At 49.2% G+C, this 23,534-nt stretch carries 20 protein-coding genes and 2 tRNA genes; 11 read left to right on the top strand and 11 right to left on the bottom strand.

The genetic code is table 11. The features are described 5' to 3' along the window. Window positions 1-38 precede the first annotated feature (38 nt). From GA004_RS11370 to GA004_RS11360, 3 genes are read right to left on the bottom strand one after another with little or no spacing between them, the layout of a single operon-like run. Window positions 39-1,544 (bottom strand): tripartite tricarboxylate transporter permease, encoded by a 1,506-nt coding sequence (locus tag GA004_RS11370; RefSeq protein WP_283393983.1) that lies wholly within the window; start codon window positions 1,542-1,544, stop codon window positions 39-41. Between the two features lie 6 nt (window positions 1,545-1,550). Then, window positions 1,551-2,027, bottom strand: coding sequence for a tripartite tricarboxylate transporter TctB family protein (locus GA004_RS11365; RefSeq protein WP_283393982.1), 477 nt, complete (start codon window positions 2,025-2,027; stop codon window positions 1,551-1,553). Between the two features lie 3 nt (window positions 2,028-2,030). Then, on the bottom strand, window positions 2,031-3,026 hold the full coding sequence (locus tag GA004_RS11360; RefSeq protein WP_283393981.1) for a tripartite tricarboxylate transporter substrate binding protein: 996 nt from the start codon (window positions 3,024-3,026) through the stop codon (window positions 2,031-2,033). A 233-nt stretch (window positions 3,027-3,259) separates the two neighbouring features. On the opposite strand from GA004_RS11360, the gene GA004_RS11355 reads away from it, so the two are divergent. From GA004_RS11355 to GA004_RS11345, 3 genes are read left to right on the top strand one after another with little or no spacing between them, the layout of a single operon-like run. Beyond that, window positions 3,260-3,556 carry an SDR family oxidoreductase gene (locus tag GA004_RS11355; protein ID WP_283393980.1) on the top strand — a complete coding sequence of 99 codons (297 nt, stop codon included), beginning with the start codon at window positions 3,260-3,262 and terminating at the stop codon, window positions 3,554-3,556. Further along, window positions 3,556-4,746, top strand: a complete 1,191-nt coding sequence (locus GA004_RS11350) for a THUMP-like domain-containing protein (protein WP_283393979.1) — start codon at window positions 3,556-3,558, stop codon at window positions 4,744-4,746. Before GA004_RS11355 ends, GA004_RS11350 begins: the two co-directional genes overlap by 1 nt. Before the next feature lie 6 nt (window positions 4,747-4,752). Then, window positions 4,753-5,262 (top strand): HugZ family pyridoxamine 5'-phosphate oxidase, encoded by a 510-nt coding sequence (locus GA004_RS11345; RefSeq protein WP_283393978.1) that lies wholly within the window; start codon window positions 4,753-4,755, stop codon window positions 5,260-5,262. Window positions 5,263-5,320: 58 nt separating this feature from the next. Here the strand turns inward: GA004_RS11345 and leuA are convergent, their stop codons facing one another. Continuing rightward, window positions 5,321-6,997 (bottom strand): 2-isopropylmalate synthase, encoded by a 1,677-nt coding sequence (gene leuA / locus GA004_RS11340; RefSeq protein WP_283393977.1) that lies wholly within the window; start codon window positions 6,995-6,997, stop codon window positions 5,321-5,323. A 478-nt stretch (window positions 6,998-7,475) separates the two neighbouring features. Here leuA and GA004_RS11335 point away from each other — a divergent pair, with 478 nt between their 5' ends. Continuing rightward, window positions 7,476-8,915 (top strand): sulfatase-like hydrolase/transferase, encoded by a 1,440-nt coding sequence (locus tag GA004_RS11335; protein ID WP_283393976.1) that lies wholly within the window; start codon window positions 7,476-7,478, stop codon window positions 8,913-8,915. Window positions 8,916-9,376: 461 nt separating this feature from the next. Then, a complete protein-coding gene (locus GA004_RS11330; RefSeq protein ID WP_283393975.1) occupies window positions 9,377-9,640 on the top strand; it encodes a hypothetical protein in 264 nt (87 codons plus the stop codon). A 39-nt stretch (window positions 9,641-9,679) separates the two neighbouring features. Here GA004_RS11330 and GA004_RS11325 read toward each other — a convergent pair whose 3' ends face one another. Then, window positions 9,680-10,210 (bottom strand): lipocalin family protein, encoded by a 531-nt coding sequence (locus GA004_RS11325; protein ID WP_283393974.1) that lies wholly within the window; start codon window positions 10,208-10,210, stop codon window positions 9,680-9,682. Continuing rightward, window positions 10,207-11,580, bottom strand: a complete 1,374-nt coding sequence (locus tag GA004_RS11320; protein ID WP_283393973.1) for an MFS transporter — start codon at window positions 11,578-11,580, stop codon at window positions 10,207-10,209. The genes GA004_RS11325 and GA004_RS11320 overlap by 4 nt, the downstream gene beginning before the upstream one ends. A gap of 301 nt (window positions 11,581-11,881) precedes the next feature. Here GA004_RS11320 and GA004_RS11315 point away from each other — a divergent pair, with 301 nt between their 5' ends. Beyond that, window positions 11,882-12,757: a DUF1295 domain-containing protein gene (locus GA004_RS11315; protein WP_283393972.1), complete on the top strand. Its 876-nt coding sequence runs from the start codon at window positions 11,882-11,884 to the stop codon at window positions 12,755-12,757. A gap of 163 nt (window positions 12,758-12,920) precedes the next feature. On the opposite strand, the gene GA004_RS11310 is transcribed toward GA004_RS11315, so the two are convergent. Continuing rightward, window positions 12,921-13,229 (bottom strand): cupin domain-containing protein, encoded by a 309-nt coding sequence (locus GA004_RS11310; protein WP_283393971.1) that lies wholly within the window; start codon window positions 13,227-13,229, stop codon window positions 12,921-12,923. A gap of 203 nt (window positions 13,230-13,432) precedes the next feature. Between GA004_RS11310 and GA004_RS11305 the strand changes: the two genes are divergently transcribed. After that, window positions 13,433-13,508, top strand: a tRNA-Phe gene (locus GA004_RS11305). A gap of 395 nt (window positions 13,509-13,903) precedes the next feature. Here GA004_RS11305 and GA004_RS11300 read toward each other — a convergent pair. Continuing rightward, window positions 13,904-15,331, bottom strand: coding sequence for an amidohydrolase family protein (locus tag GA004_RS11300; protein ID WP_283393970.1), 1,428 nt, complete (start codon window positions 15,329-15,331; stop codon window positions 13,904-13,906). A gap of 182 nt (window positions 15,332-15,513) precedes the next feature. Between GA004_RS11300 and GA004_RS11295 the strand changes: the two genes are divergently transcribed. The 4 genes from GA004_RS11295 to GA004_RS11280 all read left to right on the top strand — a co-directional run bounded on the left by GA004_RS11295 (window position 15,514) and on the right by GA004_RS11280 (window position 17,847). After that, window positions 15,514-15,589, top strand: a tRNA-Thr gene (locus GA004_RS11295). A 347-nt stretch (window positions 15,590-15,936) separates the two neighbouring features. Next, complete coding sequence (locus GA004_RS11290; protein ID WP_283393969.1) at window positions 15,937-16,338, top strand: hypothetical protein; 402 nt, start codon at window positions 15,937-15,939, stop codon at window positions 16,336-16,338. A 596-nt stretch (window positions 16,339-16,934) separates the two neighbouring features. Continuing rightward, window positions 16,935-17,375 carry a hypothetical protein gene (locus tag GA004_RS11285; RefSeq protein WP_283393968.1) on the top strand — a complete coding sequence of 147 codons (441 nt, stop codon included), beginning with the start codon at window positions 16,935-16,937 and terminating at the stop codon, window positions 17,373-17,375. A 121-nt stretch (window positions 17,376-17,496) separates the two neighbouring features. After that, on the top strand, window positions 17,497-17,847 hold the full coding sequence (locus GA004_RS11280) for a tetratricopeptide repeat protein (protein WP_283393967.1): 351 nt from the start codon (window positions 17,497-17,499) through the stop codon (window positions 17,845-17,847). 468 nt (window positions 17,848-18,315) lie between these two features. Here GA004_RS11280 and GA004_RS11275 read toward each other — a convergent pair whose 3' ends face one another. The 3 genes from GA004_RS11275 to GA004_RS11265 form a co-directional block, all read right to left on the bottom strand. Continuing rightward, window positions 18,316-19,794: an outer membrane protein assembly factor BamB family protein gene (locus GA004_RS11275; protein WP_283393966.1), complete on the bottom strand. Its 1,479-nt coding sequence runs from the start codon at window positions 19,792-19,794 to the stop codon at window positions 18,316-18,318. 415 nt (window positions 19,795-20,209) lie between these two features. Continuing rightward, a complete protein-coding gene (locus tag GA004_RS11270; RefSeq protein WP_283393965.1) occupies window positions 20,210-22,003 on the bottom strand; it encodes an arylsulfatase in 1,794 nt (597 codons plus the stop codon). Window positions 22,004-22,056: 53 nt separating this feature from the next. Then, window positions 22,057-23,505, bottom strand: a complete 1,449-nt coding sequence (locus tag GA004_RS11265; RefSeq protein WP_283393964.1) for a PQQ-dependent sugar dehydrogenase — start codon at window positions 23,503-23,505, stop codon at window positions 22,057-22,059. Window positions 23,506-23,534 lie beyond the last annotated feature (29 nt).

Below are 23,534 nucleotides of genomic sequence, written 5' to 3'. Positions count from 1 at the left end.
TTGTTTGGCTGGCTTTGTAATTGGGAAAGTAGGGAAGGCTATTCAGCTGTCGCGTCATCCATTGTGCCACGTTTCCGAGAACTCCACTCTTGATAAACGGAGTAGATTAGAAAGGCGACCGATACTATGGTAAAGGAGGCGGCAATCGGGCGGGTTATCATGGGCACGAAGGAACCTTCGGACATTTGCAAACCAGAACGGAGTTCAGATTCCATAATTCCAGCCAGAACATAGCCAATGACGAAAGGCCCAAGTGGGAATTTCGCTCTGTCCAGAATAAATCCGAGAACGCCAAAGCCGATCACGACCCAGACATCGAACATGCGATTCGAAGGAGCGTAGGCTCCAATCAGACAGAACGCGAATACAATGGGAATGAGGTAGGCTCGGTTGATGTTGATAACCTTGGCTAGTCCGCGAGCGGAGAAAACCATGATGAGGAACATCACGATATTTGCAATGATGTATCCAGTCATTAGCGACCAGACTAGATCTCCATTGGTTTGGAAAAGCAGGGGTCCTGGCTGGATCTGGTGCATGATCATTGCTCCCAGCAAAATCGCGTCTACTGGCGCTCCAGGAATCCCAATTGTGATGAGGGGAATCAGCGCTCCTCCCGCGTTGGCGTTGTTGGCGGATTCCGCAGCCACGATTCCCTCATCGTGTCCGGTTCCGAACTTCTCTGGTTTTTTGCTAAACGTTTTTGCGATTCCGTAGGCGACCATTGAGGAGATGCTAGCTCCAATTCCGGGAAGGATCCCAACCCACGTTCCGATGCAAGAGGATCTGAGGATGTTGAAAATGTGCTGCTTCCACTCCCTGAATTTTGGGAAGATGCGGTCGGTCTTCGCCATCGATATGCTAATCCCCTTTTTGTTGATCTCCAGGGCGTCCTTGATGATCTGGCTCATGACGAAAATCCCGAGCAGGACGGGCAAGAGATTGAATCCGTCATCCATAGATTCGAAACCGTACGTGAGGCGGAGCTGGCCGTCTGATTCGTTCAATCCGGGCATCGCAGCGAGGAGCCCGAGGAGGGCAGCCATCAGGCCTTTTAGCATAGAGCCTTGGCTGATGGAGGCGATCAACACCACGGCCATGAGTACCATCGTGAAGTACTCCCAAGGGCCAAATTTATGGGCCAGATGTGAAAGAGGTGGTGCCAGGGCGATCAGAAATATGCCTGAGACAATACCGCCGAAAAGCGAGGCTCCAATACCAAGGCTGAGGGCCTTGCCGGGCTGTCCCTTTTGGGCAAGAGGGTAGCCATCGAATGTCGTCATCATCGCGGATGGGGTTCCGGGCATTTTGAGCAAGGTCGCACTGATCAATCCACCGCTGACGGAACCCACGTGCATACCCATGAGCAGCAGAACCGCGTTCGTGCTGTCCATGGAGAAAGTGAGGGGCACGGTAAGAGCCATGAGCATTCCGCCTCCGAGGCCCGGTATCGCCCCCACAAAAATGCCGCCGGCGACACCGACGACTATCCACATAAGCGGATAGGGGCTTAAAACATGCTGGAACGCATTCAAAATTTCCATAGCGAATTATTGGGGCAGATCCATGTAAAAAACCTCGGTAAAGAGATACTGTCCTCCAAAACCGAATACTAATGCGATGATTGCGCTCGAAAACATAACGCGCTTTTCAAGTCGTGCGAGAATAGAGCTCAGAAGGAAAATGAAAATCACTGTGGCGATTCGGTAGCTTAGCAGACCGCTTTGCATTGACGCGATGTAAAGGCAGGGAATCAAAACTACGGATAGCGCTAGAAGGGGTTCACTAATAAATCCCTGGGCTTCTCTCGGTTTCTCCGTGTTTAACGAACGGTACGCTCGGGTAGCGATTGCGATTGCGAAAGCAATCACCAAGTAGGCGGCGTATTTAGGGAAGGCTGCGGATCCGACGGGATCAAAAAAAGGAGGAGGGATGTCCTTTACTCCCATTAATATGAATACAGCCAAGGCGATCAAGCCACCACATACGGCCAGGTCAAGACGAGGGGTCCGGGATTTTGAAGCCATGGATTAAGGATTTCTTGCTCTGGTGGCGATGGGCGTGACCCGCTCGCGCATATTGTCGAGAAATTCGTGGACGATCTCAGGACCGCCAAACTCATTGTGGATTCCGAGGGATTTGAATTCTTTCTCAATTTCAGGAAGCGCCATTACTTTGCGTAAGGCGTTCGTGATATATTCGATGCGATCGCCAGGCGTGAATTTAGGAGCCAGCCAAACACGGGAGTCGCTAATGACTAGGTCCACGCCGATTTCTTTGGCGGTTGGCGTATCCGGAAACTGCGGTGGGCGCTCTTCTGAAAGGAACACGAGCGGTTTGAGGCCCGTGCTTTCATACTTGATAAATTCCAGAAGCGAGAAGAGAGAGAGATCTGTGTGTTGGCCAAGGATGGATGCGAGCCGCTTTGAACCTCCACCGGTTTGGATGAAGTTCAGTTCGATTCCCGCTCCTTCGGCAAACATGAGGGGAGTCAAATGCACCGGGAGCCCGATGTTGGTGGCTATTTTGACAGACTTTGGATCCTTCTTTGATTCGGATACCAGCATCTCGATGGAATCAAAACGTGAACTTCCCAGAACGCCCAAACCGAGCTTCGAATAGCCTGATCGGCCGATAACGGTAAAGTCCGTATGGTCGTAACTGACGATGCCCATGGCCTTTGAGGTGACGATTCCAGGAGTCCAAAGCCCGATCGTGTATCCATCTGGTGGGGAATCCTTTATCCTTCGCGTCCCAATGGTGCCACCAGCCCCGTCCAAATTGACCACAACCGTTTTCACGGGAAGAATCTTGTGCTTCTGAAAAGCCCTTTGAAAAATTCGGGCAAGGGTATCTACTTCGCCTCCGGTGTTCGTTGGGACGATGATCTTTATCGGTTTTTCTGGAAACTCACCGATGGCGGAGCTGCCCACAAAAATTGCTGAAAGCAAAGCAGAGAGGACCCGTTTAGACCGAAAGGCGGCGCTGAGCAGGTTTGGGGATTGATTGCAATTCCGAAGGGCCATTCCGAGAGATGAGCATTGATGGGTTTGAAATGAGAATCGGGATCATCCGTGCTGCGAATTTCGGGTCAACCTTTTACGCAGTTGGTTTGAGGGTTACGTGTATCAGGTTCGGTTCATGCAATTAAGGCTGATAGCCTCGATTTTTCGAGGTAGCTGAATTCGGTTGTTAATCCTTTAAGTGATGAAACGGATTTTCGGATTCACATTATCAATCTGATCGTGAAACTCCGGGGATGGAAACAAATGGGTACCCGACTGTGTTTTCTGGAAAAACGGCACTGTTGACAAGTTCCACGATAGCGATCGGGAGGGCGATCGCCCCTGGATTTATACTGGCGACCATGACGGAAACCATGCTGAGGGTGGAGAGGCGCAAAAGTTTAGAAGAAATCGTGCCGATCGGCAGGATGGGCGACGAAACTGAAATCGCTCGTTTTACCGCCTTTATGGTTTCGGATCTTAATAGCTACCTGGTTGGTCAGACGATGACCGTTGATGGTGGCGTTTCCGTAAGCCCTGGGTTTTTTTGATGAGACTGACACCGGATATCATTGGGCTCATTAAGGATTATCGGGAAGATTCTCCGGAAACGGTGGCTTTGATGTCCAAGCGCTATCCGGATTTGCCGATGGCCTTTGTGGCCCAACAGGTTAAAGCCCGTCAGAGAATTCGTAAGAAGCTGCCGCGTTGGTATGCGAACGAGTCGATCGTCTTTCCGCACAGTCTCTCTTTAGAGCAGTGCTCCTCGGAATATGCGGCGGAATACAAGGCCGGCCTGCTAGAAGGAGCGACGATTGCCGATTTAACCGGAGGCTTTGGAGTGGATGCGATCGCATTTTCGGAGAGATTTAAATGCGTTTTCCATATCGAACGAAATCGTGAACTTTCGGAAATGGTCGCTCAAAACGTATTAGTTCTAGGGAAAGAGTCCCAGGTCGAGACTTTTGCTGACGATGGGCTAGACTGGTTGGATAAATACTCGGGTAGGTTGGATGTGGTTTATCTGGATCCTGCGAGGCGGGATAATCGCAGCTTGAAAGTTTCTGCTCTGGAGGATTGCGAACCGAACTTGAAGCAATATTGGAAAATACTTCTGAAAAAAAGTGGAAAGGTAGCGGTTAAACTTTCACCCGGTTTGGATGTAGACAGGATCATCGCAAGTTTACCCCATATTTTCGAAATCCACATTCTTTCGATAGAGAATGAATGCAAAGAATGCTTCTGCATCGCTAGGGAAGAGCATGCGGGCGAACCCGAAATCGTATGCGTTAACCGGCTCAATGATTCCAACTGGGATACGTTTATGTTTAAGAGATCTGAAGAGAAGGCGTCACAGGGCAGTTACTCTATGTATTCTAAATTTTTATATGAGCCTAATGCGTCGATAATGAAAGGGGGAGGTTTCAAAACTTTGGGCGATAGGCTAGGCTTGGAATTGCTGCATCCGAGAACGCGCTTCTATTCGTCAGAACAGATGATTGAGGGATTCCCCGGAAAAGTCTTTGAGATTCTGGATTCGGGAGAGCTACAGAAGAAAGGCGCTACGGCAATGTTTCCAGAAGGCCAAGCAAATGTCCTGGCTAGGAATGCGGGTTTATCGAGTCCCGATTTGAAGCGAAAGCTGGGTTTGAGAGACGGTGGGGACTTGTTCGCCATCGGAATTATGGACGTGGGAGGAAGGCGGCGCTTGCTAAAATGCCGAAAGGTGGAAAGGTCCTAGTCTGTCGTGTCAGAGGAATTTGAAACCGCTCGTATTGAAATGGATTCGCTGATCGAATCTGTGCAAAGCGTGATTCTTGCATCCGTGGATGGGGCGGGTGATCCGCTTTCTAGTTATGCGCCCGTCTTCGTGGACGAGAGTTGCCGATTCTATATCTACATCAGTTCGATAGCAAAGCACACATCACAAATCCGCCGTTCCAAAAGAGCGAGTGTTATGCTTATCGAAGACGAGTCGGTGACTGAGAACCTATTTGCTCGGAAGCGGTTGACGGTCGATTGCCAGGCGTTGATCGTCGATCGTGATTCTTCGGATTGGATGCACATCATATCCAAGATGGAGTCGCGCCATGGAGAAACGATGAGCTATTTAAAGGAATTGGTCGACTTCGACCTGTTCAAACTGACTCCCGGCGAAGGCAGACTAGTTCTAGGGTTTGGTCGTGCCTACGAGGTGTCCGGAGAATCGCTTAAGGACATCGGCTATGTTGGCGGAGGCGGGCACCGTTCCAAATGACTGCGGTAGGACTCGCTAGGGCACGAGTCCCACCGTCATTAATTAAGATATGGCTGATCTAGGATCGTTTACCAATAAGGCGATTGATCGCACTGATCACACCTCTAATCGATGCGAGTTCAATGTTCGTGTCAATTCCTGCTCCAAAGCATCGTACGCTGGTGCCCTTGTCTTTCAATTGTATGTACGACACTGCCATCGAATCCGCGCCACGCCCTAGTGAATGCTCATTGTAGGAAAGTAACTCGTAATTGGATACGTCTACGTCTTCCAGAGCGTTGAAGAAGGCTGCTATAGGGCCATTTCCTGTGCCAAGAAGGTTCTTTTTGGTGCCAACATGGTTCACAACCGCCCATACCTCCACGTGCTTGTCATCGATCCGTTCGCTGCGGAATTCCAGAATTTCAAGAGGCTGAACGTTGTCTACGTATTCGCTCTTGAAGCACGCGTAAACCCCTTCTGGAGTAATTTCATCTCCGGTTTCGTCAGCGATACGGTTGACGGCTTTGCCTAATTCTTTGTGCATCTCTTTGGGTAAGCGATAACCGTATTCCTTTTCCATGACATAAGCCACGCCGCCTTTGCCCGATTGGGAATTGATCCGAATAATGGCCCGGTAGCTTCGACCCATATCCGCTGGGTCGATGGGAAGATAGGGGACTTGCCATAGGGCAGAAGGGTCTTCGTTCTGCTGGGCAAACCCCTTTTTGATTGCGTCTTGGTGCGACCCTGAAAAAGCAGTGAACACAAGGTCTCCTGAGTAAGGGGTACGTTCGTGAACGTCCATACGGGTCACCCGCTCGTACATCTCCCGAACCTGGTTCAAGTTGGAGAAGTCCAACTGTGGGTGTACTCCTTGCGTGTACATGTTAAGTGCCACCGTGACTATATCCAGATTACCGGTACGTTCCCCGTTGCCAAAAAGGGTGCCTTCTACCCGGTCGGCTCCGGCCATTAATCCCAGTTCCGTCGCAGCGATTCCCGTGCCCCGGTCATTGTGCGTATGTAAACTGATCGTGGCAGAGTCGCGTCGAGAGAAGTGGTTGCAGAACCATTCGATCTGATCCGCGTGTACATTAGGTGTGAAAAGCTCAACGGTAGCGGGAAGATTCAGTATGATCTTCTTTTCCGGAGTAGGCTCCCATACGTCGGCTACGGCTTCACAGCATTCGAGGGAGAACTCTAGTTCGGTATCGCTAAAGCTTTCCGGAGAGTACTCGAGGCGGATATTGGTATCGGGTACGGTCGCCACCATGTCTTTAACCAGTTGCGATCCGTCAACGGCGATTTGCTTGATGGCGGCTTTGTCCTTGTCGAACACAACGCGTCTTTGCAAAGGATTGGTTGAGTTGTAGATATGGACGATGGCGTTTTTCACACCTTCGAGAGACTCAAAGGTGCGTTTGATCAGGTGATCACGACATTGAACAAGCACTTGTATGTGAACATCTTTAGGTATCAAATTATCAGATACGAGCCGGCGCAAGAAGGCGAATTCCGTTTCTGAAGCAGAAGGGAAGCCCACCTCGATTTCCTTGAAACCAATTTTCACGAGGGACTGGAACATTTCCACCTTTTCTTCAACGCTCATGGGAATCGCTAGGGCTTGATTGCCATCACGAAGGTCTACGCTGCACCAGATTGGCGCGGAATCGATGACCCGGTTGGGCCATTGTCTATGCGGCAAGTCTATGACCGGATAGGACCTGTATTTGCTAATGGGTGGTTTATGCATGGTTGTATCGTGTTAAAAAGGCATTGTGAATTACGAATGTGGGGCGAACTTGGTGACGCAATACAAAAGGTTGTTCGTACCGAATGGCAGAAATCTCGCGAGGCTTCCTTTGAGGCGAGAAAAGTAAATGCGTCCCGACAGCAGCGCCCTATCCTAGAAGGAGAGTGTCAAGCTTCGTAAGTCGTAGAAGATTTTGGGCGGTTAGGCTCATTTACTTTCGATAATGTGTAGGTTTATCGGTTGATTTGTCAAGGAGCTTAAGCAATCCCTCCTGGGATTGGATAGGAGTAGACAGGAGTTTGTTCAGCTTTCAGAGAATTCAGATTACGACTTTCCTCCGCTCGCCTACCGTTTTTAAAGTCCGTGTACTGAGATAGCGATCGGTGGTGTTGCGGGCGTTTTCCAAGCTTGTGTCCCTAAGGCACGGTGTTCTATTTTTGAGGCTCTCAAGAATTCCTTTCATCCCAATATATTAAAAATGCGGAAAATGTATCCTGCCCGTTTATTGCAAACTGCTCTAGTTTTATCGACTCTGTTGAATCTTCTCTGTATCGCTGCTAAGGATACTCGTCCCAATATTATACTGGTTATGGCGGACGACCAGGGATGGGGCCAGATGGGCTATTACGGTCATCCGGTTTTGAAGACGCCAAACTTTGATGCGATGGCAGCCAATGGGATTCGATTTGACCGTTTCTATGCGGGTGCCCCTGTTTGTTCGCCCACCCGGGCATGCGTCCTCACCGGTAGGGCCAATGACCGGACTGGGGTTTATCAGCACGGGAACGCGCTTCGACTACAGGAGCGACCAATTGCCCGGGCTTTGCAGGAGGCGGGCTATGCGACTGGACATTTTGGCAAGTGGCACTTGAATGGCGTTCGGGGACCGGGCGTTCCGATTTTAGGTGAGGATCCGTATCATCCCGGGCGTTATGGCTATGATCATTGGCTTTCGGTTACGAATTTCTTCGATATGGATCCCATTTTAAGCCGCAATGGCGTTTTCGAAGAATTCGAGGGAGATTCATCGGAGGTTGTTGTGGCCGAAGCTTTAGAATTTTTCGAGAGACGTTCGAAGTACGACCGACCGTTTTTCGCTACGATTTGGTATGGGTCTCCTCACTCGCCAATGGTGGCGAACGAAGCAGATCGGGCTCCATTTAAAAACCTGGAGGAGTCTGATCAGCATCACTACGGTGAATTAGTAGCGCTCGACCGCAGTATTGGCACTCTGAGAAAGGGGCTGCGAAATCTTGGTATCGAGGAGAACACGCTCGTTTGGTATTGCAGTGATAACGGTGGGCTAAAGGTTAATCCTCCGTCAGTAGGCGGATTGCGGGGACTGAAGGGAACGGTTTACGAAGGAGGGCTACGTGTCCCCGGAATTATTGAGTGGCCCGCGGTCGTTAAAAGGGGCGTTCGAACGGAATCACCTGCTAGCGTGTTAGACATGTTCCCGACTATAGCAGAAATTGTGGGGCTACCAGAAGAGGCGATCCTACAGCCGTTCGATGGGGTTAGCTTGAAGCCGTCGATCCAAAGCGGAGAATTTGGAGTCCGCGAAAAGCCGATACCTTTTCGCTTTGTGGGGAAGGGTGCGTTGCTAGACAACCAATACAAATTGGTTGCGTTGGATGTGGAGAGCCGAAAGTATGAGCTCTACGATTTAAAAAACGACCCGACTGAATCCAAAGACGTAGTTAAGGCTTTGCCAAAAGTTGCTGAGCGATTGCAGACGGAATTCGAAAAGTGGAACCAGGGAGTTGTCGAAAGCGATTTAGGTCAGGATTACCGTGAAGGTGAGTTGACAGATCCAAATGCTCGTCGGGTTTTCTGGACGGATATGCCCGAGTACCAGCCCTACTTTAAGGATTGGAAATTACGCCCGGAATATAAGAGTCGATTGAAGAATAATTAGAGTATACCTATCTATTGTTTGGGATGGCCAGTGATGATGTAAGAATAAATGAGTTACGGGCGTTTTTCGAAGGGTGGGATCTCTACACGACAGTTATTGAGCAAGACTACATGATCCATACGGAGTCCTGTCTTATTTAGTTCGTCGATCGACGAAGCTGGGGTGGTCGGATTTGAGTATTCTGGAAGTGGGCTTTGGAGATGCTCATGTGGTGAGCGAGATGGGACGGTTCTTCACCATTGAAAGGTACTGTGGTATCTAGCTTTCAAGAATGCATTGGACTTCGCCGCGACAAAGCTGAAGGGAAAGGTGCAAAACCTTGAATTGATCAATGGAGAAATGGTGGAGGAAATCGACCGCATTCAAGGAAAGTTTGATCTCATTGTTGCCGGTTACACCATTCACCATCTCGATGAAATGGGAAAAAGAGCGCCTTTTGCCTCTTTAAATACTCCGGAGGATTGCTCGTTGTGTATGATGTCGTTCATCGGCAAGAGAAGACAAGAGAGGAGTACCTGAATCAAGCGGTCAGGCATCTCGAAACAGATTGGACGATCTTTACCGCTGAGCAATTGAAGAGTATCCGAAATCATGTACGTCGAACCGACATACCGGAATCATGGGAGGAATGGCGAAGAATCGCTCAGGAAAGTGGATACGATAAAATGCGGTTTCCCTATTACGACAAAAATCAGCTGTTTGGAATTATAGAGTTCCTCGACTGAAGCAATTGGTGGTTGTCCTGGAATAGTCGTAGGCTGCAACTACTGATGTTGCATCCGCACGAAATTTGACAATTCGTATTCTCGCTCTTCCAGTTCGCCCCGCAGCTCAGAGTACCTCTCTTCGTTGATCTTGGAATCGCGGGACATGATCCAGGCGTATTTCTTGTTGGGATGACCGATTACGGTGAACGTGTGGTCCGGGTCGACGTAGAGAACGTAGTAGGCGGCGCTGATGATGCCGAAGAAACGCATCCGCCACTCGGCATTGGTTTCGGTGTTTACGATGTTGCCGACCGGGTGGTAGGTTTTTAGATTGCCATCCGGAGATCCCTTCCGGAATTCATAAGTGGTTTGGATTTTGCCGTCGGGCAGGCGTTCGTAGGTTTCCGTGCCGTTCCATGCCCCTTTGTCAATCGCAGTGGGCGTGTATCCGTGGACATACCACGTCCCCATGAATTCTTCGATATCGACCTTCTCGGCCAATTCCTGGTTGGGCACCGGATTGCTCGTACAGGCGGCGAGCAGAAGGATTCCGGAAATGAGACTGAGAGTTGAGCAGATTTTCTTCATTGTTGTGATTCTCTGTTGTGATATAGTTTAGTTTTGTAAATGCACCACCCGCCAGCTGTAAGAAACACAGCTACTCCGGGTCCAAACGCCCAGGCGATAGAGCGTTCGATTGACGGGGCTTGAATTAGAGAACCCTGTTCATAGCCGACGAGGGAAAGAAAGAGCCCCGTGCAGGCGATTCCGAGAGCCCGGGCCACTTTCGATAGCATGCGCCAAATTCCATAATAAACTCCGGATACATTCTTGCTTGTGCGGGTTTTCTCGTCCTCGACGAAGTCCGAAAACAGCGATTCGAGGAGAACGATACTTGCCACAAGAACTCCACCGGTTCCTGCGAGTAGGATCACAGGCCAAAGCAGGCCGGCCGGGAGGATGGGGTATACGATGGCGGAAAGCAGGGCGAGCGATATCACAGCGCCAAAGAATAAGCGTGCCTTGCCGATCGCTTTTGAAAAGTGAACCCATAGTGGTGCGGCCAGTATGATGAAGACGGTGAGGACCAGAAGGATGATCCCGATTTGTTCCTCGTTCAGTTTGAGGGTCGTTTTGTAGTAGGGAAGGGCGAGGCTAGAGTTGAAGGAGCGGCCTACCGCGATCGCCATGAATCCAAACACGAGTAGGACGAAGAAAGGGGACCTGACACTCTCTTTCAAAATGTCCACAGTCCGGTAGGACACACTGACTTTGAGAGGCGATTCTTTGCCTTTTTCTTTGAGTGCCCACCAGATAGACAATCCCGAAATTAGGCAGCCAGCCGATGCCGTTAGACCCAGGGCGAGTCCGGTGGCGCTCCGCAGTTCCAAAGTATTGGCGATAGAACTACCATCGAATTGGAATGCCAGGTAGGCGGGCAGCCCAATTCCGAGAAGCAGACCGACAGATCCTGCCACTATTCTCCAGCCGAAAAAAGTCGCTCGCTCTTGCTCCGAACGGGAAAGGTCGTTGACGACGGAGAGATGGGGAACACTGAAGAGCGTCATGGCTGTGTTAACCACTAGGTACCATACCAAGAGATTGGCGAAGAGAGCGTTTGGGCCGGACTCAACCGGAGGGCTGAAGAGAAAGTAAAAGGCGAAACCGATAATCGCTGCCCCAGTGAGGAGATAAGGGACGCGCTTCCCCTCGATCTTTGAATCGGGCGTCTTGTCTGAAAGAATGCCCATCAGGGGATCGCTAACGGCATCCCAGATCACGGCGATCGCGATGGCCAAGCCAGCCATAGAGGGCGCCAGGCCCGCGAGGATGTATAGTTCCAACAGGAATACCTGGAGCATCAACTCAATCGCGCTCAGCCCCACTGAGGCAAAACTGTAGCCCGCCTTTGTGGGCCAGTGGATGGAAAAGGGCGAACGTAGGGGTTCAGCAGTCATGGAATGAGGATCGATGCGACAGGCAAGGCTGGGCACCCGCTATTGATGAGTCTGATTGTCGATTCGGTTCGGAAAAAAAGTCACGGTATTAGATGAACGGATAATGGATGGGCGATAATTCCGAATAGCGAGGGGTTTTTGCCCTAAATATTGTTCAATAAGTGTTTAAATAATGAATCTACTTTGTTCGCGAGGCCTTTCGTGGTTGTGTCAGGTAGCGTAGAGTATCGTACTAGCGTGGAGTAGGGTGGTGGTCGCATCCTTGCAAAAAGCCTGTGTACTTGAGAGGAGATGTTATTTAATGAATAAGGACCAATGGAAGGCTTTGTTAGCGATTCCAGCCGTGATCACGATCGGTTGGGGATTCGCTGTTACTGGGGACAGTGGACGTGGTATGGATTGGATCAGCTCTCCATTTGCCTGGGCGGTGTTACTTGCCTTTTGCCTGCAGTGGGTGGCGTTTGTCCCTGCTTATCTGGGTAGAACGGAGCGGTACTTCGACATTGTCGGGAGTGCCACCTACATTTTGGCGACTGCGATGTTACTCATCCTGAGCGAGAGTCTAGATACTCGTTCTGTTATTTTGGGTCTGATGGTATTTATTTGGGCATTACGGTTGGGGTCTTTTCTCTTTATGCGAATTCATAAAGCGGGTAAAGACGGAAGGTTTGATGTGATTAAGAATTGCTTTGTCCGCTTTTTGGCCGCATGGACGTTGCAAGGTCTATGGATTACTTTTACCGCTGCGGCGGCATGGACGGCAATCGCTTCCAATTACAAGGAGCCCTTGGGATGGTTTGCTGCCATAGGGATTCTGCTATGGTTGGTCGGAATTGCGATTGAAGTGGTGGCAGACCGGCAGAAGAGCCAGTTCAAGGCGAATCCAGAAAACAAGGACAAATTTATTCGTAATGGTCTTTGGAGCCGTTCACGTCATCCTAATTATTTTGGAGAGATTCTGCTTTGGTCCGGAGTAGCTGTCATTGCCATACCCGTTTTGCAAGGCTGGCAGTGGATCGTGCTCAGTTCGCCAATCTTTGTGACCCTCTTGCTAACCGGAGTCAGTGGCATTCCCTTGTTAGAAAAGCGATCCGATGACAAGTGGGGAGGCCAAGACGAATATGAAGCCTACAAGAAATCGACTCCTGTCCTGGTGCCGTACTTGTGGTGGAGGTAAAAAACCAGCACTGTACGACAATCAGTAGCTCCGTGCTTTAGTCTGAGCCAAAGTCGTAAAGCAAAAAGCCAATTTAGAACTCGTAATGGCGACTCAGGCTAAAGCACTGAGCTACTGATACGAACTCCTTGGTTGGAAATTCCTCACTGTAGTATATTTCCTTTCAGTCGAAGTGAACGGCCAGCCAAATGGTATTCGGATCAGTGTGCGTTACGCGGTGGCGTTCCTGCTTCTCGATTAGAAGATGGTCTCCCTTGTTGAGAGTTACCGATAGGCCCTCCTCGAATTCAATGCTCCCGCTACCTTCCAAGACTATGACCCATTCCTTTTGAGACTGGTCGTACCATTCTCCTTCGTTGGTCGTGTTTTCGTTTGAGACGATTCGTTCAATGCGGACGTTCTGTCCGGTTGTGATAGTTTCGAAATGTTCGACTGCGATGTTGTCGGGGAGCTCTTGAAAGATATTCGGCATGAGAGGCGGGTTATTGGGAAAAAGGGGATGAGAAGAAGTGAAATAGTTAAAGTCCAACGATTCACGATCATTTGTGAGATTCGGAGATAAATTCCAGCCCCATAAATACCCCTTGAAATTTGTCAAAAATGATCATTGACGGAAGGGAAGGTGCTTCTATTGTCCGAAATCTTCTCAAGGTAAAGCCTTGGGGACTTAGGTGCGGCGAGATAGCTCAGTTGGTAGAGCAGAGGACTGAAAATCCTTGTGTCCCCGGTTCGATTCCGGGTCTCGCCACCACTTTCAAAAAGAAAAATTCAAGTGACTTAAGACTAACCGATAGGCTTCGTGTTATAATAGGTTTTCAAGAAAAACTAACACTTTACAGTCATTAAAGCGAGCTAGGCAGCTGCAAGACTCTGAACATCTAGGTTCCACAGGTTTTTGATTAGCTAGTGTGCCAGGCGTTAGCATTTTCATAACCACATGGGGTACGTCGGTCTCTGCTTTCTCAGTGATTTGGATTAGAACTTATTAACTGCCCTCTTAAGATTTGTTGGTGCCGCGGCGATCAGTTTGATCGTACTTGCTTGTTTTCGATTTCTGAATTGAGGCCTGCTTGGGAATTTACCGTATCGATGTAGGCGTAGGTATGGACGCGAACCGTTAGATCCAGATCGTCGCCTTCCTTGCATCTAGTTTAACGCTGTGATTTTGGACTTAACGTCGTAGACCTTGCCGTTGACAACGGTGAAGAGGGACTGGCCGCGGAGACCGGTTTCTCCCTGGAGAGCACTGTGGTACTCTGGGTCTTCCAGTTCTTGAGTGAGCTTCGCTTCGTTGACTCGGTAACCAGCCGCTTCGTCGAAGATCGCTAAATTGGCCATGGCTCCGGACTGCAGGGTTCCGATTTCCAGAGGAAACGGGAAAAACTGAGAAACGTGCTTGGCAGGATTGATCGAAGCAAGCCGATCGATATCGTGCCACGTATAGCCGTACGTTGAGGCAAGCTCGAAGTAGTATTGAAGACTGTGTTCGATATTTCGAGTACCCGGACTTTCGGGGAGACCATTCTTGAATTCCTTCGCCGCTCGAGCGTGAGGCGCATGGTCGGAACCGAAGAAAATAGAGTAGCCGGCTCGGACGGTTTCCTGGATTAGTCGGATGAGCGATTGCTGGTCCTCGCGGCTTGGATGGGCGGGTCGACGGTAGTTGATAAGAGCGATCTCTGAAGCTTGTTCCAGTAGGCGTTCACGGCACCAGTAAATATAGTCCAATCCGATTTCGGCGGGAAGCTTGAAGGATGCGTTTCGGGCTCGATCCAAAATTTGCTGCAGAGACGGACCCGTTGGAATGTGCCGCGCGAGCAGACTGGATACACCGACGGATTCTGCCAAATCCATGGTCTCTTTTTGACAGGCCAAGACCGTGGATCCGTCAAAGTACTCGTGATGCAGGAGTCGAGGGTCAGGATGCGTCCGATTTTTGAATTCGGTTATGGTTTCATCGGTACGGGTCTGGTCATTATGATAGGACACCGCTTCGCCTTCCCAAAGGGTGTACATGTCGCGGCGGGTTTGTCCGGTTAGCCCGGAGCCACCAAAGGTAGAGCCAAAGTCCTTGCCCTCGTGTTCCGGGATAGGTTGGCCCCCCGGTTCCATTCGGGGCCAGAGAATAATAGGGAGTAGGCTGGCTTCGGTGTAGTAATCCTGAGATCGCTGGTGCCGGTAGGGGCCTACGGGACCCCAGGGCGTATTTCCCATTGCGCCGACTATGCAAACGCCTCCTTTAAGGGCAGCGAGGCAGCCAGATCGGATCGAATACTGGGCGTTGGTGCTTCGAATTGACTGGATGAGTTGGTCATAGTCGATCCCGTCTGGGCCATACGCTTCGACTTCCTCGGGAGTCGGTTCGGCGCATTCACGGAAGTGGACGTGAGGATCTACCCGTCCGAGAGCAATATGGGCGGTATCGGGGAGTTTGATACTTTCGCCTGATTTGGTTCCGAGGGTAAGTTCTAGGGGTTCCCCTTTTGTGCAGCTTACTTCTCCCGCCGCCATTTCTCCAGAGTCCAAGTGAATGTTTTGGCAATGAAATCGAATTGTCTGTCCCGTTTCGCTCACTTGATCTAGTGAAAGCGCGATTCACGGTGGAGCAAGCGTTGAGATTCGATTGGAGCAGAATTCGTAGCTATGGCGTATGTATCGTAGGGAATTCGTTCAATAGCGGGGGAAGCTTTGGTGTTTTAACAGGATTTTTTCTGCTTGCCATTGGAAGGCCGAATAGCACGATCCGCCTTTTCGAAGCCGCCCTAGCTCAGTTGGTAGAGCAATTCACTCGTAATGAATAGGTCGTCGGTTCGATTCCGATGGGCGGCTCCATTTAAACCTTTAATAATTAGGGGTTTATGAAAACGAAAGAAATAGCCTGTTGACGCGTGTAACCGGCTTGTGTAACCGTTAGAGACAATGACGGTTACACACACACTAAGAAAGTTCGTCAAAACTAGGACCCCAAACCTAGTAAAGTACCTCAACAACGGCGAATACTACCTGCTCTACAAGCTTAACGGTAAGCAGATCAGAACGTCTTTAAAGACCTTAGATTACAAGTTCGCCGTTAGACGGAGGAATGCCAAGATGTTAGAGGTTGAGAAGCTGCGATCTGTGGCTCCAAAAAAGTCAGTCAGCCTAGAGACCTTTCCGCCACAAGAAAATTCCTAGCAATCATGGATGAAAAAAATAAAATAAACGAAGAAGGCTCACATTGGTATTGCTACGTCGTCTTCGATGTCACAGACCCCGCGCAATTTCGTGAATACGTCGGCAAGCAGGTAGGCATTGAGCAAGAAAACGGGATGAGCAGCTATGAAATTTACGTTGATGATATAACAAGTCCGAAGCGTGCCACATTGATAGAATGCTTTCCTGATGATTCGACACAGCAAATGCATCTTGAGAACCTTAGAACTGAGCTGTTTATGGCAGGCATAGCAAACCCATCCATTACGGTTTTGGGCGATCCCCCTCAGGCAACTAAAGAGCGCATGTTGCAATATGGGTTTTGGCCGCCCGCTTTCACTGGGCCTTTCCAGCATTTTAGATCTTTAAAAGGCTTCCGAAGTCAATGATGGTAAAAGTCTATTATTCAAATCCTTCAAACAGATGAAATGAAGCTCTCAGTCAAAATTTTTAGAAAAGAAATTTAATTATGCCAGACAATCCACAATTCAGAGATGAAACTGGTAAGGTAGCAGGGATTCGTGTTTTGCCCCCTACTGCTGTGGGAGCACATTACGAAGTGTCACTTTCCACAAAAGGGACATTAGAAGGCTCAATCTACAATTCTCTCTGGACCTACACCCAAGTGCAACGCAATGATTGCAGCATTTATGGCCAGGGCGACGAGGTTCTAACGCACCGAGCGTGGAGAGGTAATCTATCTCAAAGGGAGCGGCTCTGCCCAAGGTAAGGAAGCTGATGGAGGAGTGATCTTCAAAACTATCAATCATCATCACACAGCCTCCGCAAAATTTAAGCACCTGAATGGGGTTGCTGGTGTCGGTACCTACAAAGTCCCTACGGAAGGGAAAACGAACGCACAATTCAGTATTCTTTAATCAATCTCAGAATCAAGAAAATGAGTCCAAGGGAGAGCTGAATCTCCTATCATCTTCACTGGGCTTGATGCATAATCGGTAAATCAAAAATAATAAGGAAAACTTCTATGAACAAGATACTCAAAAATACCGCCCTTATCCTCGCCATGCTGGTAACCGTTCTCGCTGCGCCCCTCCATGCCTTTGAGGTGAGCGGCGAGTCCTTCGATGCGGACTTTAATATCACCAGCTGGACCAGCAACGTCGACGGCATCGCCCTGACGGCTGAGGGCGAGGTTGGTGAAGGTTACGGCAAGGTCTACTTAAGCTACGATTTTGTCAGCAGCAGTGCGGACAAGAACCAGGGCGACTTCTCTGGAGATGTTCGAACCATTAACAACGACGGCGTCCTGGTCGCAGGCACCCTTCAGGGTATTTGGAAACGCAACGGCAAGATAGTCACCATATACACCCTAGACCAGTTCTCCAATGGTGACATGATCTATGCCAAGGGCGAGGTGGACCTTGTCAAGGGAACGATGTCATTTATCGCCTACCCCATCGAGTAATCTCTCACCGCGAACAAGTGCAGTGTCTGCTCTGTTCTGTTCTCGGGATAACGTTGGCGGGTTTTAAGAATAAGGCAAACTTGTTCTTCAGGATTAAAAGAAAGCGGCTAAGTGGTACACAATGGCCGCAGAGCAAGGTATTCCCTACTCTCAGTCCAGTATCGCACAGATGTTCGAGGAAGGCAAAGGCGTCCTTCAGGACTACAAACAAGCGGCTAAGTGGTACACAAAAGCTGCGGAGCAACAGTGGGATCAGGACAAAATTGGTGATTTTTACCTCGAAGGCAAAGGAGTCCCCCAAAGCTACGTGAAAGCCCATATGTGGTACAACATTCGTGCTGCAAACGGGTGGTCAGATGGGGCGAGCAAAAGGGACACCGTTGCCAAAAAAATGACTTCCGATCAAATCGCTGAAGCACAGAGAATGGCCCGCGAGATGGTCGAGGCCAACCCAAAGCTGATGGGTGATTAGAGCGGGATGCTGTGTAACCGTCATCTCAAAAATTGGGCAAAAAGTAGGGTTTATCTACGTTTTTGGCGGTTCGTTTATCGTTCCTTATGTTTTTGTAACGATGAGGAGCAGAGCAAATCAAAAAAATTACGAGTATTAGAATAATAAATACATTCACTCACCATGAATCTGTTGAAAGGACTCGTGCCCGAGACATCTGGTTCCAGTACAACAAAGATTTAATCAATGATGGCAACTACATTACAGGTATTAACGTCTGGGCTTATTAGGATAAAAAGGTCTGATTTTGACGATTGGAAGAAGGGCCTGTTCAACGTGTCCGACCTGTCGTCAGAAAGCTGAAACATCACGTTGACCTGAACCAGAGTTAGTTTATAATTCTGGGCATGTCACACCAAAATAGGTGCCTGCGTCTTTTACGCGACACGCTGGGGCTTACGAGGGCCAAATTCGCTGAGATAATAGGGCTCAGCCCCTAAATGCCCAAAGGTGGCTGCCTGTTCTAAGGTATAGAGTTTCGTCGACGATTGCGGGTGAAGACAGTATGGATTCCTCCATATCGATTTTCTTGATGATCTCGAATTCGTCAGACGCCTTGAAAAGCGTGATGATACCCTCTTTAGAGGCGACTAAGATCTGGCCGTCGACACCAATGGGTGACGCGTAATATTCTCCCGATACGCCTATTTTTTTCGATTCGAAGAACGGTTCTCCCGAGATCGGATGAATGGCGGTGAGGTAGCCTCCTTTTTTTACGTAGTATAGACGATCTTGATACAATAGCGGAGAGGCGACATAAGGAAGTGCTTTCCTCTTTTCCCAATTTACGTGCGTTTCGGTAATATCTCCTTTGCCTCCAGCGGATATGGAGACAAGAATGTTTCTACCTCGGAGGGATCTGGCGGAGTTTTCAAACAATGGAGCTATTTCCTTTTTTTCCCAATATCCTGATTGGTCTTGATCGTTGAAGTTGAAAGCATCTTGAGCTCGGCTAGGAGGAAATTCCATGGGAGCGATTTTGCCGTCTTTATTTTTGTCGAATCTGTCCATGAACGCCGGGAAGCTGGCAAGCTGTTCTGGAGTCAATTGATCTGCTTCGGAAAAGAGTGATTCGACTCTCGTGCTTCCAGTCACATGGGCGGTTGTCCACGCTCCGAAGTAGACTTTGTCATCGCTGGCGACAGGAGAGGGACAGGTAAAGCCCGGGAGTTCGGTTACGTGCCAGATGGCTTCACCGCTCGATAGATCGTAGGAAGCGATGGATCCGGATCCGCATTGAAGGATCTCAATACGGTTTCCTTGGGGCCAAACATAAGGTGTAGAATAGCTGATAATCGTTGCGGGGCGTTCCGCATGCCAAAGTTCTTTGCCGGTTTTAAAATCCAAGCAGAGCAGCCCGGGGCGCAGGCCTCCATCGCAATTGATGAGTAGCTTCCCGTCGACGAGAACAGGTGAAGCGCCGTAGCCGAAATCGCTACTAGAGGGCAGGAAGGCTTTGTCCCAAAGCAGATTGCCATCCATGTCGCTTACGACGAGACCGTAGTCGCCGAACAGGAAAGCGACCTGTTCTCCATCTGTGCATGGTGTGGGTGCCGATGCCGAGCTGTCTTTGTGGGAGTAGCGTTGCAATTCTTTGATCGGGCGTTCGTTTTGCCAGAGGATTGAGCCGTCCGATCTTCTGATGCAGATCATGAGTAGCTTCAAATCTTTGTAGGCGGTTATAAATATGCGGTCGCCCCAAATCACCGGAGAGGAGTGTCCCTCCGGAATTTCGGTCTTCCAAAGAACGTTTTCTTTGGGCCCGAACGATTTTGGCAGTGATTGATCAATTGCCACCGAACGGCCCTCGGGGCCCCTGAACTGGGGCCAGTAAGCCTCGGCTAATGGGAGATTGGGAATTACAGTTAAAGCGAAAAGGACAACGCTCGAAATGGATCTTTCTGTCATAGTATAAAAAAGCTCAAAAACGAATAAGTTTTAACTGCATTTCACATGCCAAAATGTTTGGCTGATCAAAATAACGAAGTAAGTAGTAAAATATTTGAAGGTAATCCATACGGCTAAAAGTCGAGGTCTATTTTTTGCTTTTATGTACTACAGCATGTTTCACGACCGCCCTGTTACTATCTTTCTGAGCGTAGTGAATCCCCTCTCCGGTGCAACACCCCCGGCTCACGGTTTCGCGGGTGGGAAAAGGTAGGATGCGTAATCATTATATGAGATATCAGGGATATTTTTGCAAACGTTAATGTTATTGGCAAATTTATACCTTATACCCACAAGCCTGGACTTATTGTATCAATTACCCCTTTGATTTTGTAACCGTTAACTTAAAATCGTACGGTGGTCTCGTTTCTTTCGATTACTTCAATCCGTTTTTAATTAAAATTTGGTCGTAGGATTTCATGCGGTTTCGTTGGGCTTCTAACATGGGTAATGCGTTATTTTTTTCGGCTTCTTTCCACCAAAGGGCCTGGAGTTCTTTAAGCCTTTCGGGATGCTTGTCTGCTAGGTTTGAGTGCTCTGTAAAATCCGAATTCTGGTCGTATAGTTCCCAATGATCATCTTCGAACGCTGCACCGTTTTTGTGAAAAGCAACAGCCTTCCACCCCTTATGGTAGATTGAGCGGGCGCCCCACAGTTCCCAGAATTGGGTATCGCGTGGAGAAGGAGCATCCCGGCGAGCAAATACTTTTCGAAGACTAGCTCCCTGTAATGGAATTTGGGCGACTCCATCGAAAATATCAGGTACGGGAATTCCCAATAAATCTAGAACGGTTGGCGTGATATCAATAACATCAATGAACTGCTCACGAAGCCCTATATTTTTAATTCGTTTTGGCCATGAAACTACCATCGGCGTGCGCACCCCTCCGTTGAATGGCCAGAGCTTGTAGTACTGAAATGGAGTCCCAGACACCGCGGCCCAGGGACGTTGATATTGAGGCTGCGTGCTGGGAGAGCCCAATTCATCCAAACGTTGATACATTTGCTCTACAGTCAGATTTCCGTTGTAAGGATGCTCAAAATTACCTTCGATGCCGGCCTCTGGAGCTCCGCCATTATCCGAGATGAGAACGATTAACGTGTTGTCGAAGAGAGCATGCTGCTTCAAATGAGCAACAAGTCTACCGATCTGTTCGTCCGTATGCTCTAGGAATCCCGCGTAGGCCTCCATGAAGCGGGCGAATACTGTTTTCTCGACCTGGTTCAAATCCGACCAAGCTGGATCGCCTGGATTCCTTGGTGGCAGTTTCGATTCTTGTGGAATAAGGCCGCTGGCTAGTTGTCGCTTGAAGCGCAATTCTCGCTCGACATCCCAACCATGATCGAAAGCCCCCAAATATTTGTTAATGTAACGCTTTGGAACTTGGATGGGCGAATGGATTGCCCCGAATGCGAGATAAAGAAAAAATGGAGAGCCTGGCCGAAATTCTGTATTGGAGTTTACCATGTCGATCGATTGATCCACTATATCCTCCGAAAAATGGTAGTCGAAATCTGCCGGAGGCTTGACATTCCTATTGTCGATTACGAGGTCCGGTCGGTATTGGTCCGTCCAACCAGAAAGAAATCCATGAAATCGATCGAAACCTTTCTGCAGAGGCCAATGCGTCCTGTCCGCTGCGTCGTGCATATCCGGTTTAGGCACGAGATGCCACTTGCCTGCTAGCATCGTCAGGTAACCGTTTCGTCTAAGAATTTGGGCGATATTTGCAGCCGCAGACGTCACTTGGCCACGAGTGTGCGGATAGCCTTGGTCATTTCCCGGTAGTTCCTTCATACCGACGATGTGATTATTACGTCCTGTGAGTAATGAGGCTCGAGTTGGAGAACAAACCGACTTGGAATGGAAATTATTGAAATACAAACCCCCCGCTGCAAGGGAGTCGATGTGGGGTGTAGACACTGTTGATCCGAAGCAACCCAGATCCGCAAACCCGCAATCGTCCAGTACGATATATATTACATTCGGAGCATTTTTGGGTGCTCGAGTCTTTTTCAGCATATCTGGATTAGAAACTTCAGCGAATCGGCCGATCGTACCCTTGAATCTATCCTCAGCAGGATGATCTTGTGCCAAAACGCCCGCTGTCCAAAAATACACAAGTGAAGCTGCTAAAATTGGAGGGCAAAGGGGACGATTGTCGTGCATAATGAATTTATAAATTGGAGCATAGCTTAATTTTTGGTCAAAGCGGATATAAGCTACTTTTTCGGACTAAAGCGGAGCAACTGATCAGGATTATTAGTGAGAGCATACAGGGCTCCATCGGGACTAAACTTTAGTTCGCGTACGCGACCGTAGCCTTGAAAAAGAGTTTCCTCTTTAATGACTTTGTCGTCCTCGATCACAAGGCGACGAATTTCTTGATATTTCAGAGCACCAAGTAATAGCTGATTCTCCCATTCAGGAAAGAGCTTGCTGCTGACGAAGGCAATGGGGCAAGTAGCTATTGACGGCACCCAATAATGAATCGGAGGCGTAACACCTGGGTATTCGGTTTTATCTGAAATTATGGTTCCATCATGGTTCTTGCCGTAGGTTGTGATTGGCCATCCATGATTTAAACCAGGACGAACGACATTTAATTCGTCGCCTCCCATCGGTCCGTGTTCAGTAGCCCAGATCTCCCCAGTCGCAGGATGCTGGTCTATGCCTTGTGGGTTACGGTTTCCGTACGTATAAATGCTCTTGTAATCGGTGGGGTGATTATAAAAAGGATTATCTTGCGGTATGGTACCGTCGTCGTGAAGGCGGTGGATCTTGCCTTGGGCACTAAAAAGGTCTTGCGAGTTTTCCGGTACCCCTTTGTCCCCAGTCGAGAAATACAAATACCCCTTTTTGTCAAAGAGAATACGAGTTCCGAAATGAATACTCGAAACAGTGTAGTCATTCCGGGGAATGGAGAAGATAACCTCATGGTCAATCCAATCGTAATCGTTTACACGTCCTCGAATAATCTGAAGCATGGCCGGGGCTTTACGATCCTTGGAATCTCCTAGAGGGTGGCTATTGGCGATGTAGACCCATCCATTATTATCGTCCTCGTATTCTGGATGCAGAGCTAAATCCAGCATACCGGCATCCCTAAAATACCAGGTAGGCGGCAGGCCCTGAATTTCTTTGGGGTCCAGCTTGCCATCAATGAGCCAGTGCATTCCGCCCGCCCGCTCAGTAATGAGTGCTCGGCGGTCGTCTACGAATTCGATACCCGTTGGGATATCTAATCCTTCTGAGACGAGAACTTCTACCTCTAGCGTATTGAGCTCGGTTTCGACTTTCTTTGGTACTTCTCTTCGAGCAGACGGATTGGCAGTAGGCTCAACCCCCTGCTTCGAAACCACGAAGTCGAGCACGTTGTCTACCTCCTCGCTGGTTAGAGCTGCTCCGAAAGCTGGCATGCCAACTGTCGGAATTCCAAAATTCACATGGTCGCGCATTGCGTAGCGCTGGCTACCGAATTGCCAGATCTCCTTGATAAGGGACTGCGCCTTGCCTCCCTCGAAGTTCAAACCATGGCATGTGGCACAATACGTTTGGTAAATAGCTTCTCCAGAACGGGCAGGCTTTTTCTGCTCATCATGGCCTAAGGAGCGTGGAAGAACGATCGTCAGTGCAATAATAAGTGATGGCAAGAGAGCAGAAAAAGGCATCTTGGCTCTCAAAAAACCCTCCAGCTTTA

Source organism: Candidatus Pelagisphaera phototrophica, assembly GCF_014529625.1.
GTDB lineage: Bacteria > Verrucomicrobiota > Verrucomicrobiia > Opitutales > Opitutaceae > Pelagisphaera > Pelagisphaera phototrophica.
This window is presented reverse-complemented; position numbering and strand designations above follow the sequence as displayed.